The organism is Rhodonellum psychrophilum GCM71 = DSM 17998 (genome assembly GCF_000381545.1).
Lineage (GTDB): Bacteria > Bacteroidota > Bacteroidia > Cytophagales > Cyclobacteriaceae > Rhodonellum > Rhodonellum psychrophilum.
Window position 1 is genome coordinate 21,975 of record NZ_KB906680.1, and the last position, 15,514, is coordinate 37,488.

Genomic DNA, 15,514 nt, shown 5'->3' on the forward strand with positions numbered 1-15,514 from the left:
ATGAATACTTTTTGGGTCATACTGATAATTCTTATAAGTTTAATTATTTTAGGTGTTCTATTCTTCCTATTTATGGTTTGGGGAATTTCTCAAGGTTTAAGAAATAAATACGGACCTGAATGGATTTCTGGTGAATTAAATATCAGATTCAATCATTTTAATATTAATTCTGAAAACAAAAAAACAATAAGGTACTTATTATCAGAAAATGAGACCTATGAAATAACAACTCAAATAGAAGATTCGATGAATAGTCACATAGAGAATAATTACTTAACAAATTCAGATAAATTTAGCGTTCTAAAATATATTTGGATAAAAAGCAACAACGAAACATATGAGTATCGACAAATAGAAAATGACAAATTAAAAGCAATGTTGTTATTGAATTCCAGAGAGCTGATATATTTTAAGTAAAACTACTCTTATAAATGAACAATAAAATATTTAAAATAATAGCGAAACTTCTTTCATTTATAGCGGACAAGACAAAGCTAACATATAATGAAATCAATATTATAGTATATTATTTATTAATTCCTTTTTCATGGCTGTGTCTATTAGACATTATATTTAATTTCCATCACTTGAAAATCGCTTTTGTGATTTTCACAATAGGATTCTTTGTGGGTTGCAGGGATTTTAAAACGTACTCGGACTGGTTGTTTGCCAAATCAGTTTCATTTTTGAATTATTTCAATAGGTATGGCAGTAATTATTTTGCCTCTTCCGTGTGGATTTGTGTATCGCTGCCCATCCTGGTTTATGGGCTTCTCCTCTTCTTGATTTTGAAATAAATCGGCAAAAACCTGTGGAATGCATGACCAGATCATTTCCGTCCTGCAATTGCTTCATCATCATTCTTGGTTGGCAATGGACTTCATCCTTTCAGCACTTTTCTATTTCACCAAACAGGCTGATTTTTTTACAGTTTAAACCCTATTGGGAATTTACAACTAATGCATATTTCGGGTTCTATGTAGCTGGCTACTTGGGAGAATAAGAAAGCATCGACATGCCCATTTTTTCTCACACGCAACAAAGTGATCGTAGAAATCAGAATAGGACTTTGGGCTATATCCTCCTCCCCTTTTTCTTGTTCATCCCCTGGTGATTCAAAGCCAAGCCTTGGCCCCCTACTCCAAGCCGTCAACCCACAAATGCTTTATGCATACAGGCACATGGTAGTATCCGGGAAATCAGGAACGCTCACCGTCCAGGTACTCCCCATGCACAGCACAAAAAAAAATCTCCCTTGATCACGACCAAGGGAGATTTTTTGTTTCATTATTTCCAAGTTATATTCCCTTAAAGGAGGTTCCCAATGCAAGGAGGATGAAACCTGCCAACAACAGATTAAAACTATTGGCCGTGATAAAATCGATGGACGTGAAATGACCGATGATTCCGGCAATGCCCAGAATAAGACCAATAATCCATACAAATTTCGAGGGTGCTGATGCTTTCATGTCTCTCTTTTTTTTATAGAAAACAAATGTATTCTATTTTAACCCGAATTATGCATTGGGCTTCTGAATGAGATCGAAACTGCAGGAAAATCAGTGAATAATGATATTGAATTGAGTTCGTAAGGCATATAACGGGTTAAACCCGAATTCTAAGACAGCGGAAAAGTAACGTAGGGCATCTAACTTGACTAAGTTAGATGGAATATGCATTGGGCTTCTGAATAGCGTTGCAACTGAATGAAAATCAGACTATTTAGGGATAATCCTTCCCTTTGGTGGGGATTTCAGGATTTGAGTGGACCATTTAGTGATTTTGAAAACAGCCATGCCAACGCAATAAAAAAGCTTAGCCTATTGCACATTAAAATGTAGCAAGTCCCCTTCCTCACAAAACATGCGTACTCAGTACCGAACCATCCTTCATGGATTTGAGCTGGGTGGTCACTTTTCCGTCTTCCCCAAGCGTACAGATCCGGTACCCGGGATGGGGAGAGCCCCAACTTCCCCCAAAATGTCCACTCCATAAATAGGGTTTTTTGAGGTGGTACATGATGCCATCCACATCATGGTCATGGCCGTGAAATGTCGCACGTACATTTGGATAACTCCCAATCAAGTCCAAAACTTCTTCACAAGCAATCCCATGTTTGGTCCAATCCCGTTGGGAAATGTGGATGAAAATAAAGACATGGGAAAATCCCTTGAATGCCTCCAGACGCTCTTTCAGCCAAATTGTGTCGACGCAGAGATATTCCCCCTGTTGATTGGAACTGTTGGCCAGGACAAAACCGAATGCATCGCCGTGGACAAAGGCATGGTTCGCGGGAATTCCCCAGATCGCCTCCCAATCCTCCTCCGAAATCTGATCATGATTGCCTTTTACCGGATAATACGGCACATTTAGGGAGTCATAAACCCTCTTGACCTGTGGCATAAAGGCGGGTTCATCGTGTATCAGATCCCCATTAAACACCACGAAATCCACCCCTTCTTCCAGATGGATTGCAGCTATCAGCTTTTGGTGGCTACTTTCGAAAGCAGTTTCCCGCTGGCCGTAATGACCATCGGAAGCGACAATGAATTTCAGAATAGGCTCCATGTTGGTTATGGTTTTGCCGATTAGGGGAAATGGGATTACCGCAGTGGCTGTGGCAATCAAGCTGATGTTTTTGAGAAAAGGTCTTCGCTGCATGGTTTTCAAGAATGTTTGTCCATTGATTTAGAAACCGTCGGAGGCATTGAGAATCGATAAATTCCCTGGCTTTGCAAAGTTAAAAACCAAATCAGGAATTTTAGACTTTGCATATGCTTGAGCTTGCCAAGCTATTGGTTAACTTTTGCCATTCTAAATTTAGCGGAAAAAAATTTAACCGAAATATGCATTAGGCTTCCCAATGGGCTTGTAATTAAAAAAAATCAGACTAATTATGGAATTGAGCATATTACCGATTTGGTGAAAGTCAAAAATTGGAGACTAAGACTGAATATTAAGTGACGCAATTTTGGACTGGAATAGAAACGGTAATGCGTAACAGGGATATAATGTGATTGCCCGCCGTTGGGCAAGTGGTATTGATTTTAAAAAAATGGGCTGGCCCCGCCTCGGACATCGGGAATTTCGTGACAAAGAGGGGGAACTTTAAATTTCTGAGTTTACGGGTTTCTCAACTGCCCCAGTGGTTTATTGGCAAGGTAGCGGGGACACATTTTATTTTGGCAAAATGTACAAGTTGGGAGGAATAAAGAAAAGGGAATGTAAACCCATCGCTTAACACAACCGAAATTTTGTATTTTCGCACATGAACCAAACCGCAGCCATTTCAAGCAAAAAAACATTTGCGCTTTTAGTCCTCAACACAATTACATTCTTCGGGATGCTTTTTTTGAATTTTGCCGCAGGCACTGGCAAAATAGGGGGGAATTCCATTGGAGAAGTCAGTGATCAGTACAACACCTTGATCAGCCCTTCGGGATATGCATTTTCCATTTGGGGCCTGATCTATCTGATGCTCTTTGGATTTGTTGCCTATCAATGGTACGGTTTTTTCAATAACCGCAACCTCGAATCGCTCGAGAAAGGCAGTATTTGGTTTTCGGTTTCCAACATTGCCAATGGCTCCTGGATCGTGGCTTGGGCCAATATAGAATTGGGACTTTCGGTTATGATCATGGCCGTATTGCTATTTTCATTGATTCAACTCGTACTCAAACTGAAATTGGAAATTTGGGATGCTCCACTGCGCATTATTTTCTTCGTATGGTGGCCGATTTGTATCTACATCGGTTGGGTGATCCTGGCTTCCGTACTGAATGTGGCCGTTTGGTTAAAAAGCGTGAACGCATTGGATGAGGTTATCTCCCCTGAATTTTGGGCGGTGCTGATGATCTCAATCGCCACGATGGTCTACTTGTTTTTGATCCAGAAGCGAAATATGCGCGAAGCAGCTTTGGTCGGTGTTTGGGGATTGTTGGCCATTTCCCATCAGCAATGGGAGGCAAATCAAACGGTAGTCTGGGCTTCACTGCTGGCATCCGGCATTTTATTGCTTTTTTCGGGAATCCATGCTGCCAAAAACTACAGCACCCTACCCTTTTTGAACCTGAAAAAAAATTGAATGGGGGAAGCCCCAATTAGTCAAGAGTAATTTCAAAAAGTTTTAAAATAATGGATGGGGCGAACGGTAAGTTCACCCCAGTCCCCGTTCGATAAAGAAACCCTGAATTGACAATCTAAAAAAAATTGCCTTCCAAAACTTAGGTTGCTTGATCCGGTGAATGTGTAGAAATTATTTTTTCCCCTGTGCAGTCAAGACAAGACCGACGACAAGCATCACACCGCTTATAATTACCGGCGTCCAATTGGCGGAACTTACGGCAATATCCAATCCGAAGAGACTGAAACTCTCAGAATCCTGCATGGCCTGTATGCCAAAAACCACGGTGCCTATCGCACCTAAAATCAATAAAATCATTCCTGCTGTCTTCATAACGCTTAGTTTTTTTAGGTTTGAAATATAGGAAAAATTATCGGATGAAAAAGTCAACCTTTTCATTTAGGTAAATACTGACCAAGAAGATTTTATATTACCAGTATTTTCCCAAAAAAAACCAAAAAAAACCCTAAGGATTTACCTGAAATTAAGGAATCAAATTTGATCGATTCCAGAAATTTGGATCTTTGATACTGCCGGGACTATATGGGCATTGCTGTCTCGCTTGATCTGGAACAAAAAAGCCGCCAAAATATCATCTTGATTCGATGAAGAAACAAGATGATATCCCAACAAATCAAAGGCCGATCGGAAAACAAACGCCCTTGACAAAAAATCAAATAACCATCAAAAACTTAACGGGGGTCATTGATAAAATACTGGTTTAGGATATTTTTTTGATTGAACCCGAAATATGCAAGAGGTTTCCAAATGAGATCGAAACGGCAAGAAAATCAGACTATTGGGAGAATAATTCCTTACTCCAATAGGGTGAAGTCAAAAACAGTCAACTCCTAACTGATTCCCAGTAAATCACAATATTGAATTGAGTTCGCAATGCATAAAACGGGTTTAACTATTACGAAAGACCTCGGAAACACTCAAAAATTTCTTTTGGTTTGAAAATCCATCACCAATACTTCATCATCCAGGCTTAATATGTTTACTTAAAATATAGATTTATTACAATTTTTTGGCATGCTTAAATTCGACTTTTAACCCTATAAAAATCAATTTGAAATTTGCTTTGCGGCATCATACTCTCCTGCTAAAGAAATAACAAAACAAGAGGAAAGAATTAGAAAAAAGAATCCATTGGTTCCCTAAAGTTGACTTGATCGTAAAGTTAAATACCGATTTTATCTTCCATTTCCCATTTTTGAAAAAAATATTTGCTTTTTGAAAAACGGGAACATTTCTGATATTTCAGTTTGCATACATTTTTTTGCTCCGGATAAATCAAAAAAAGGAGCTTGAAATAGATGGAAATAGTTTAAAAAAATGACTTAAACAGTATTTTTATATTGCATTATTTATTGATGCTTTGTACTTATATTTATCTAGAAATAAATCCAAAACACAGGATTTTATTTCCTCAAAAAAAAAAGGATTCGCCCTAATTTCACAAAACGTTCCTCAAAGTGAAACTCCAATGGAACATCATATTGCCCCTACTTTTTGTATTCGGTTTTTTACTGAATACAGGCGAAGCGTCTGGACAAAACTGCAGCCAAAATAACGTAAGTGTTCAAAATTTCTTGCTTTTGGATAGCAACGGCAATCCATTTACAAGCGGCAGCAATTATGAATTAGGAGAGGTCGTCAATGGTAAATTATTTGTTACTATAAATGTGAGTAGTTCCGGAAATGCGTATTCCACCAAGATATTTTTTGACTTGATTGTTGGAGGCGTCAATACCGGAAGAAAATCAATCTGTATTTCTGATAAAACACAATTGCCAACCGGTGTTTCCATCTATGTAATCGACCTCAGCTGGAAATGGGGAAATTTGGTGGAGGTTAAAAATTTATACATGAGCTGGTTTACAAGTGCCGGTAAGGCATGTTCAGAATTGGATGAAACCAGTAATTCGCAATGCTATACTTCCATTCCAGGATTTACGGCAGAACTTCCTGTCCTTCCGGACTTTTCCTATACTGCCTCGGTATGTAACCCTGTGGTCCAATTCAAAGACTTGACCATGGGAGGAAAACCACCTTACACCTACCTTTGGGACTTTGCCGGCAGGGGGACTTCCACGTTAAAAGATCCATCCTTTACATTTCCGGGAACAGGAACCTATGCGGTGTCTTTGACATCCACGGATGTGAACGGCAATTCCAACACCATTATCCAAAACGTCACAATTCCGACACTCACCATCCTGGTGGACGCGACGCCTTCCAAACTGAATGCCAATACCGGATCGATCAAAGTCGATATCAGCGGAGGAAATTCACCCTACACCATCGATTGGCTCAGTGATCCGGAAGGGTTTTCTGGCTCGGCAAACACCGTCGACAACACTTACACCATCTACAATCTTGGCAATGGGACTTATTCCATTACCGTAACAGATGCCATTGGCTGCAAAGAAACCATCAGTGTATTTATAGATTGGGCCCAGATTTTAAGCAATCCCATGAGTGATTTTAAGGTAGAAATAGACAAATCCAAGAGAATGTCCATCCTCAATTGGTCTACCGAATCAGAGCGAACAGCCTGTACCTTTATAGTGGAAAGGGCAATCGCAGACGTTACTCACTTCCAGGAAATTGCGGAGATCAAAAGTACGGGTTTCAGTGAAATGCGAAGTGATTACAGCTTTACCGACGATCACTTGCCAAGCCATGAGGTCCGGGTCTATTACCGGATCAAACAAGTTGACGGAAACATGCAGGCATCCTTCACCCATGTTTCATCGATCATGGTGTCCGGACTGACTGACAAAATAGGTTGGAAGGCATTTCCAAATCCTTCAGTCCATAACAAACTTCAATTGGCCTATTCAGGAAGTTTGGAAGCAAAGGACGAAAAAATCCTAATCAAAATAATATCCCCACAACTTCAAAAAACCTTTGAGACGCAAGCCACTGGCAATTTCATTCAACTGGATGGACCCATCCAATTGTTCCCCGCGGGACTATTGCTGGTTGAAATCCAGTATGGAAACCGGGTTGAAATCCTGAAAATCTTCAAACGTTAGGGTAGACTGATCAGCTTCCAACGACCAATCAGCCAAGGGACCAATAATTTTATCAAATTCAAATCTCTGGCAAATCTCGGATCAAAAAAGAGAGGAAGAATAGGGAGTATGTCCCCTATCCTTCCTCTTTCAATTCTCGAAAAAATGATTGTTCCTTTCCTTGACGATCAAACTCTAATGTCATGGCGCAAACAAAGCCTGTTTTTATTAGAGGATATTTCCGAGTTCATCGGTCTTGACTCTCATCCGACGATTCCCCCTCTCCAATAAAATCTTGAATTCTTTTTTCATCACTCCTCTATTGTCATGATAATTGACGAGATACACATTTTCCGCAATGGTCCATCCCGAATAATTTTTCGTGATGGATTGCGCAACTTCAATCGGAAGTTTCATGTTTTTGTATTTTTCGACGGTCCTTAGAATATTTCCATCTTTATCATAGGCCGCAAGAATTTTACCATCTGGAATAAAGAAAGAGATGAAATATTTTTCATATTCATCCTCATAATACTCCGAGTTTTTTAAGTCAAATTCAGTCGCATAGCGTTGGAGTGCTTCCACCGCCGACCCCACACCAGGCAAATTTACGTCATCGAGGTATTTGTAGTTTCTAGCAAGTACCTCAACCTCAGGCAATGTGATCACCTGAGCAAAAGATTGGATCATAAATCCAAAAACGAACAAAACAAGAATGATTTTTTTCATGACTTTTAGGTGTTTTAGTTTTTAATGAGAAAAATTGGAAACATTAATTTTTAGTACATTAGAATTCATTATAAATTTAATTGATTATTAAGTAATAAAAAACCATAAACACAGTTTAATTTTATTATTGTTTTATAAAAAATCATTATTTATCATTTTTTTTATACTAATTGTTTTATTTTAATATTAATTTAAATTTTAATTATTTTAAAACTAAATCCAATGATTTTCTTAAAACACCCGCAAGCATTCCGGAAAAGATTTTAAAATAAATAAAGTTAAAGTGGCTACTTGAAGATTTCTCTGCTCCAAATGGTCCTAATTGAAGATGGAAATTCAAAAAAAAGCTTATCCTTCATCAATGCCTTAATGTTCGGCAAAGAGACCAAACGATGCGGCCTTATAATCCCAATCGATTTCGCTCAAAACCCTTCCAAAAAATCCAGCAGATTATTGTTTTCGGGTAATTTCTTTAATTGGAGTTTAAAGTATATTTCTAATGCTTTTTTATTTTGAAACCGATTTCAATTTTTATAATTTAGGTTTTTCAAAATAAAATAAATTGAAATCTATAACGCACTCCTATTATGAACCTGAAATTTCTCGGAAACACGGCCCTTCTGGTAATGGCCTCTACCTACATGATTTCCTGCAATTCTCCCCAAAAAACCGAGGTAGAAACGGTTGAAGAGAAGGTAAATCCCTATCTCAATTCCCCGCTGATCAGCCACATGTACACTGCCGATCCATCTGCACATGTATTTGAAGGGAAAATTTACATCTATCCTTCGCATGATGTGGAATCGGATGTCAAGGAGGATGATTCCGGGGCGCATTTCAATATGCGGGATTTCCATGTGTTTTCGATGGATTCACCAGGTGCAACGCCACTCGACCATGGTCGTGCCTTGGATGTGGACGATGTCCCCTGGGCAAAAAGACAAATGTGGGCTCCCGATGCAGCAGAAAAAGATGGGAAATATTATTTCTATTTCCCCGCCAAAGACAAGGATGACATCTTCAGACTTGGTGTGGCCGTAGGGGATCGCCCAGAAGGTCCTTTCAAGGCACAGCCTGAACCCATGAAAGGGAGTTTCAGCATCGATCCTGCAGTATTTCAGGATGGAAATGAGTATTACATCTATTGGGGTGGAATTTGGGGCGGCCAATTGCAGAAATGGAGAACCGGGAAATACCTCTCCACCGGAAATCTACCTTATGATGATGAGCCTGCCGACGATGAGCCTGCCATCAGTCCGGTTGTGGCAAAGTTGAGCGCCGACATGTTGGAATTCGGAGAAAAACCAAGGGAAATAAAAATACTGGACCAGGATGGTTCGCCTATTCTTGCCGGTGACCATGAAAGAAGGTTTTTCGAAGCCGCATGGGTCCACAAATACAATGACAAATACTATTTCTCCTATTCCACCGGAGATACACACAACATTGCCTATGCCACAGGTGACAGTCCTTACGGACCCTTTACCTATCAAGGCGTCATCCTCAAACCTGTACAAGGCTGGACCAACCACCATTCCATTGTCCAATTTGAAGGCAAATGGTACATCTTCTATCACGACACCGAACTTACGGACAAAACACATCTTAGAAACATCAAGATGACCGAATTGACACACAATCCTGATGGTACCATCCAAACTATTTCTCCTTTGACAGGAAAATAAACAGTCAAATCCAGGACTCTAAAATCCCATCCCTCAATTGGATGGGATTTTTTTTGCTCCAAATCCAAACCTGTTTAACCCGTTTTCTTTCGGGTTTCAACCCGTGTTATGCATTACCAATTCAATTTCAGGGTATAATTTCTATAGCATCGGTTATTTGTCTATTACTTTTGGCTTCGCCATAAGGTATTTTACTTCATCAAACGCCTCCATTGGGAATATTTTCGTTCCAAAAGTCCTTTGTTCCAAAGTATTTCCTCAAATTCAAAGCATGAAATTGAACCGTATTGCAGCTGTCCTTTTTCTTTTGTTTCCTTTTATGGGCAAAGGTCTTTTTGCCCAAGGGACTCAGGAAATCCTATACATCGGGACTTTTTCAGAAAGAGGAAGTGAAGGAATTTATGTGATTTCATTTGATCGAAGATCAAATGCACTTGAAAAAATCCAATCTTTAACCCAAAAAGACAGTCCCTCCTATTTGGAATTTCATAACAATGGAAGCTTTCTCTATGCCGCCAACCGCCAAGGAATAAAACGCTCCTCAGATGAAGGGTCAGTCAGTGGCTACAAAATCGATCAGAAATCCGGGAAATTGAAACCGATCCACACGAAGGCTTCCGGCGGAATAAGCCCCTGTCACCTCAGCGTGGATCCTTTTGGTGAATTCCTCTACATTTCGCATTATGCCAGTAGCCATGTTTCTATGTTTCCAATCAAAAAAAACGGAAGATTAGGGAAGCAATCGTTTTCCATGCAGCTGCAGGGTTCCAGTATCCATCCACAGCGACAAAGCAGCGCGCATACCCACTCGGTTATCCCGGATCCAAGCGGCCGTTTTGTGTACATCTCCGATTTGGGAACAGATAAAATCCTACAGTTTGAAGTGGACAGAAAAAACAAAGGCTTAAAACTATCCACAGCAGTTTCGACCGCAGTATTGCCAGGCTCCGGTCCGAGGCATTTCCAGCTGCATCCTCATGCCCCCTTGGCATTTTCAGTTGAGGAACTGAATTCCACTTTGGCTGTCTATGAAATCGATTCAAGGTCGGGACGCCTCAATTTTCTGGACAGGGAAGCGATGCTCGTTTCGGAAGAAGCATCCGCTTTGGAAAATACAGCCGCTGACCTCGCCATTTCCCCAGATGGGAGATTTGTGTATGCAAGCAACCGTGGCTTGGACAATATCGTCATCTATGCCGTGGATGCCAGCAAAAAACAAATCCAATATGTCGGCCAAATCAAAAGCGCAGGCGAGCACCCACGGGGAATTGCGATGGACAGTTTAGGAGAATTTCTGTTTGTCACCAACCGAGATTCGGACAATTTGGTGATTTTCAAAAGGGATTTGGATACGGGATTGTTAAGTCCAACAACCATGGAAGTGCAGGTTCCCGCAGCAGTGGTGATCAAGCAAATGGTCCTTTATCCATGATTGTTTGGACAATTTGCCTCCGTCTGAATTTATCAATTATAGCATCTTAAACCCGGGAACTGCATTGCCCATTCAATTTCAGCCTGAAATTGAATGAAAATCCTTCATTTGCTTCGGTATTTTGACTTCACCCTACAGGTACTTCGCCTTATTCACCGAACAGTCTGATTTTCATACAGTTTCAATCCCAGTTTGAAAAGGAATGCATGACTCAGGTGAATTACCGAAAATCCATGTTGGATGGGATTTGTCATGAATCGGATCGCAATCTTCAAAAAATATCACATCCATGCCCCCAGCCATTTTTTTATGCTGAAATTGCAATTCGGATCAATTGCAGACCCAAATATGTCCAAAGAACCCCACATCAGTTTCCACCACAACATTCCATTGGAAATCAGGGAAGTCACCCTGAAGGCACTTTCCCACTACCCGAAATTAAAGGAGGTTGGAATTGAATTTTTGTTCAATGAAAATATCCGGAAGTCCGTCATGCAGGCGCAACCAAAATTCACCAGCATGCTCGGGGCCAAGGAAAACAGGACCTATGTGATCAAGGTGAGCAGGAATTTTTCCTTGAAGGGCAAAAGTACCCCGATCCAAGATCTGCCTGAAGCGGTCCTGATCGGATGGATTGGGCACGAATTGGGCCATATCATGGATTATTTGAACAAAAGCAATTTGGCCATGGTCTATTTTGGCATTGGCTATTTGTCTTCCAAACGTTTTGTGATTTCAGCAGAAAGGGATGCGGACACTTATGCTGTCAACCATGGATTGGGCGACTATATTTTGGCCACAAAGGATTTTATCCTGCATCAGGCAGGAATGTCGGAAAAATATATCCAAAAAATCAAACGGCTTTATCTTTCTCCGGAAGTCATCATGGAATTGATGGAAAACAAAATATCGGAGGAGGAAATCTAAATCAACCAAATCCTCCCCCGGATACCTGTTTTGAACCCATGCGATGCATTCCAAGCGCTACGTGCGACTGAAATTGCCTAATCATCGGTTAGTTATTGACTCTTATTGACTTTCGCAGTTGGGTGTCATGAAGTATTCTCCCAATCGACAGACTTTCTTGGACCCGTTTTATGCATTGCGAATGCCTTTCAATACTTTATTTATCTGATAATTGGTCCCTTGTTGACTTCTATTGACTTCACCCTATCGGTATCAGGAATTGATCTCCCAATTGTCTGATTTTCTTTCAAATTCAATCCCATTTGGAAACCTATTGCATATTTCGGGTTGAAGTGTCAATCCCCTGGAAGCAGAATGCATATTTTAGGTTGAACCTTTTGTTTTGTCAAGCACAAATTTTTCCCAGTCCCTAAAATCGGCTTCTTTCATTACCCTTGGGAATTTGACCTGCCCTCCTTTTTGTTTGGTTTCCTCGGTCCATTCTTGGAATAAATTCACAGGGATCAATTTGGCCTCAACAGATTTGAGGGCTTTGCCTCTTGCTACTTTATAATTTTTGTTGTTTTCCTGAAGAAGCGCATCTATGCGATTGGCAATTGCTTTTTCGTCCCGATCGATATTTCCATCCAATCCCAGATACCATCGGTGCAAGTATTCGCCCTCTTCCAGGATCGCCGAAACCGTGAATTCTTTGATGTCACAGTCAAATTCTTCCCCAATTTGTTCCAAAGCCTTGTTCATTTGGATGACAGACAATTGTGAACCCACCACATTCAGGAAGTGCTTGGTCCTGCCGGTGATTTTAATTTCCGCCTTGTCCTTATCCGTAAAGGCGACGGTATCCCCGATCATGTATCTCCAAGCACCAGATACTGTACTGATTATCAATACATAATCCACACCTACTTCAACCTCCCCGATTTTAAGCGACTTCACATCCGGCTTCACTGTCCCGTCATCGTTCATGTTTTCGGGAAGGAAAGGGACAAACTCAAAATACACCCCATTGTCCGTAATCAGCGCCATGGAATCGGTGTCCTTTCTGATCTGGGTAGCGAGGTATCCTTCCGAAGAAAGATAAGTATCGATGACCGTGATGGGTTTTGAGGTGATTTTTTCGAAACTCTTTCTATAAGGTTCAAAGGCCACGCCACCGGATGTGTATACTTGAAAATTTGGCCAAATTTCATGGATATCGCTTGCGTTGTGGTAGGCAATCACCTTCTTCATCATCAGTTCAATCCAAGCAGGAATCCCGGAAATCCCACCGATATCCCAATTTTTCGCCTCTTTGGCCAATGCTTCCACCCTTTCATCCCAATCGTTGATGGATGAAATCTCCTTTCCCGGACGGTAAAATCCATCAAACCAAAACGGGATCTGACTGGCACTGATGCCACTGATTTCCCCTTCCAGATGGCCGTTGACTTCCTTCAGGTCCGTGCTGCTGCCAAACATCAGGATTTCCTTCTCAAAAAACTCTGCAGGAAGGTCAAAATCAGCGATCCCCTTGATTTGCTGCATTCCGGCTTTTCGGATGGAAATCAACATGTCCTCGGTCACGGGAATGTGTTTCTTGGTACTCGTGGTCCCACTGGAAACCGCAAAATAACTCACCTTTCCGGGCCAAGTGATGTCTTCCCCTCCGTCGATCACCTTTTGCCACCACTGCTCCCGGAGGGTGTCATAACTGAAATAGGGAACCTCCGCGGCAAATGCTTGGTGAAGGTCCTCCTCATTGAGGATTTTCTCAAATTGATAATATTTACCAAAAGCCGTTCCTTTGGCTTTTTTGAGTAAATCCTTCAAAACCGTTTCCTGTGCCTCGACAGGATCGGGATGGCTGAAGATTTTACCGGATACTTCAACTGCCTTTTTAATTATTTCTCCAATAATGGGCATGGTACTGGGCTGGTTTAATGATGGTATTTAGGATAAATTAAAATCTGGAACCAATCTTTTAGGATTTTTTTCGTGAAAAATAATTAAAGAAAAATAATTCTGCAAAATTCTTTCCCTTTTGTTTGCTTCCGAAAATGCACCTTGAATTTCAACTTTGAAACCAATCCTTTCGGCAAAAAAGAGTTTGCTTGGCAGTTTTCAGTGGCATAAATGCAAATTTCCAATTTGAAATTCAAGATCTTGAAATTCATCAAAGACCATTCCTTTTTTGGAAGTTAAAGCCGTTAATTTTAACTTTTTTCACTCTGCAAAATCCACAACTTGGGAAGACAGATTGCATTTTCACAATCGAAGCAGGTCAAAACTCAATATTGCTTTCTACAACAAAAATCAATTTTATGGAATTTTGTTTATAGGGAAACCCGATGAAGACTGAATTCAATAAGTTTTTATTTAACTAAGAGGATATTAAAAATTAATGTGTTTTATTTAAGGTAAAATGCTCTTTGCCCATTGAAAATTTCTCGACATCCCCACGTCACATCCATTCGATATCGCTTTTGGCATGAAAAAAGTGGGTTTAATAACAAAAAAACGTGAGAATTGGTGGCGTTTTTATTTGGTTAAATCTTACTGTTTGGATAACCTATATGATTTGTAAAATTAAATTGCCCTTTTTGTTGGTTTTATTACTTTTGACTTTCATTTCATGCAAAGAGGATGAAAAGGTAGAGGAAGTATTGTGTGATCCTTGTGAAAGCCCTCTGAGTTATGAAGGTTATAATTTGGTTTGGAATGATGAATTCGAAGGGTCAAATCTTTCTGCAAATTGGACTTCAGATTTTGGAGATGGTTGTCCTTTAATTTGCGGATGGGGTACGAATGAATTGCAATATTACCAAACGGAGAACACGGAGATAAAAGAAGGTTTTTTGATTATCACCGCCAAAAAAGAAACCGTCCTGAATAGCAATTACACCTCTTCCAGAATCAAAACAGAAAACCAAAAGACATTTACATTTGGCAGAATCGATATTCGTGCCCAGTTACCCAAAGGTCAGGGAATATGGCCTGGAATATGGATGTTGGGGGAAAATATCAATGAGGTGGGATGGCCATCCGCAGGGCAAATCAATATTGCCGAAATGATCGGAGGAAAAGCCGATGGAAAGGACAATACCATTTTCGGGGCAATTTATTGGGGAAATAATGGGGATTCGGGTTATAAAACCGGTACAAAGAGGCTGAGCAAGGGTGTATTCAACGATAAACCCCATGTTTTTTCACTCTCTTGGGACAATGAGAAAATCGTTTGGCTTTTGGACAATAGCCCCTATTTTGAAATGGATATTCGGTCCGCAAGTTTTGATGCCTTTAGAAAACCATTCTTTTTATTGTTTAATGTTGCCGTAGGGGGTGACTATGTGGGGAATCCAGATGCAAGCACCGTTTTTCCACAACAAATGAAAATCGATTACATCCGGGTGTTTCAAAAAACCCCCGGCTAAACGATACAGAGACTTCACTTCCATTCGAAATACTTCCCATTCCACAAAAGCTTTACCTGCTAGATGCATAGCCAATATGGTACAAATGGTATGCAAATATGAATGAATACTCAATACGGAATTTGTCTTCACCCGAAAAAACCCTTCACCAGACCCTGTTTTTCTTTCAAAAAAGTACTTCTTTT

The 15,514-nt window shown here is 40.3% G+C and carries 12 protein-coding genes; 6 read left to right on the plus strand and 6 right to left on the minus strand.

Features of this window, described 5'->3' with window-relative positions:
- Positions 1–1,165: 1,165 nt before the first annotated feature.
- From F824_RS28080 to F824_RS0112945, 3 genes are all read right to left on the minus strand, one after another.
- On the minus strand, positions 1,166–1,288 hold the full coding sequence (locus tag F824_RS28080; RefSeq protein WP_262500765.1) for a hypothetical protein: 123 nt from the start codon (positions 1,286–1,288) through the stop codon (positions 1,166–1,168).
- Positions 1,289–1,298: 10 nt separating this feature from the next.
- On the minus strand, positions 1,299–1,469 hold the full coding sequence (locus tag F824_RS27515) for a hypothetical protein (protein ID WP_019598324.1): 171 nt from the start codon (positions 1,467–1,469) through the stop codon (positions 1,299–1,301).
- Between the two features lie 385 nt (positions 1,470–1,854).
- Positions 1,855–2,661, minus strand: coding sequence for a metallophosphoesterase family protein (locus tag F824_RS0112945; protein WP_019598326.1), 807 nt, complete (start codon positions 2,659–2,661; stop codon positions 1,855–1,857).
- A 607-nt stretch (positions 2,662–3,268) separates the two neighbouring features.
- Between F824_RS0112945 and F824_RS0112950 the strand changes: the two genes are divergently transcribed.
- Positions 3,269–4,084 (plus strand): hypothetical protein, encoded by an 816-nt coding sequence (locus tag F824_RS0112950; protein ID WP_019598328.1) that lies wholly within the window; start codon positions 3,269–3,271, stop codon positions 4,082–4,084.
- 171 nt (positions 4,085–4,255) lie between these two features.
- Here F824_RS0112950 and F824_RS0112955 read toward each other — a convergent pair whose 3' ends face one another.
- Positions 4,256–4,456: a hypothetical protein gene (locus F824_RS0112955; protein WP_026333693.1), complete on the minus strand. Its 201-nt coding sequence runs from the start codon at positions 4,454–4,456 to the stop codon at positions 4,256–4,258.
- Between the two features lie 1,145 nt (positions 4,457–5,601).
- On the opposite strand from F824_RS0112955, the gene F824_RS0112970 reads away from it, so the two are divergent.
- Positions 5,602–7,167: a PKD domain-containing protein gene (locus F824_RS0112970; RefSeq protein ID WP_019598332.1), complete on the plus strand. Its 1,566-nt coding sequence runs from the start codon at positions 5,602–5,604 to the stop codon at positions 7,165–7,167.
- 207 nt (positions 7,168–7,374) lie between these two features.
- Here the strand turns inward: F824_RS0112970 and F824_RS0112975 are convergent, their stop codons facing one another.
- Positions 7,375–7,875, minus strand: a complete 501-nt coding sequence (locus F824_RS0112975; RefSeq protein ID WP_019598333.1) for a hypothetical protein — start codon at positions 7,873–7,875, stop codon at positions 7,375–7,377.
- Positions 7,876–8,462: 587 nt separating this feature from the next.
- On the opposite strand from F824_RS0112975, the gene F824_RS0112985 reads away from it, so the two are divergent.
- The 3 genes from F824_RS0112985 to F824_RS0113005 all read left to right on the plus strand — a co-directional run bounded on the left by F824_RS0112985 (position 8,463) and on the right by F824_RS0113005 (position 11,919).
- Positions 8,463–9,560 carry a glycoside hydrolase family 43 protein gene (locus tag F824_RS0112985; RefSeq protein WP_019598335.1) on the plus strand — a complete coding sequence of 366 codons (1,098 nt, stop codon included), beginning with the start codon at positions 8,463–8,465 and terminating at the stop codon, positions 9,558–9,560.
- A 271-nt stretch (positions 9,561–9,831) separates the two neighbouring features.
- On the plus strand, positions 9,832–10,992 hold the full coding sequence (locus F824_RS0112995; RefSeq protein WP_139189822.1) for a lactonase family protein: 1,161 nt from the start codon (positions 9,832–9,834) through the stop codon (positions 10,990–10,992).
- A 348-nt stretch (positions 10,993–11,340) separates the two neighbouring features.
- Complete coding sequence (locus tag F824_RS0113005; RefSeq protein ID WP_033405355.1) at positions 11,341–11,919, plus strand: hypothetical protein; 579 nt, start codon at positions 11,341–11,343, stop codon at positions 11,917–11,919.
- A gap of 363 nt (positions 11,920–12,282) precedes the next feature.
- Here the strand turns inward: F824_RS0113005 and F824_RS0113015 are convergent, their stop codons facing one another.
- Positions 12,283–13,821 carry a GH3 family domain-containing protein gene (locus F824_RS0113015; RefSeq protein ID WP_019598340.1) on the minus strand — a complete coding sequence of 513 codons (1,539 nt, stop codon included), beginning with the start codon at positions 13,819–13,821 and terminating at the stop codon, positions 12,283–12,285.
- A gap of 677 nt (positions 13,822–14,498) precedes the next feature.
- On the opposite strand from F824_RS0113015, the gene F824_RS0113030 reads away from it, so the two are divergent.
- On the plus strand, positions 14,499–15,329 hold the full coding sequence (locus F824_RS0113030; RefSeq protein WP_236613234.1) for a glycoside hydrolase family 16 protein: 831 nt from the start codon (positions 14,499–14,501) through the stop codon (positions 15,327–15,329).
- The last annotated feature ends 185 nt before the right edge of the window (positions 15,330–15,514 follow it).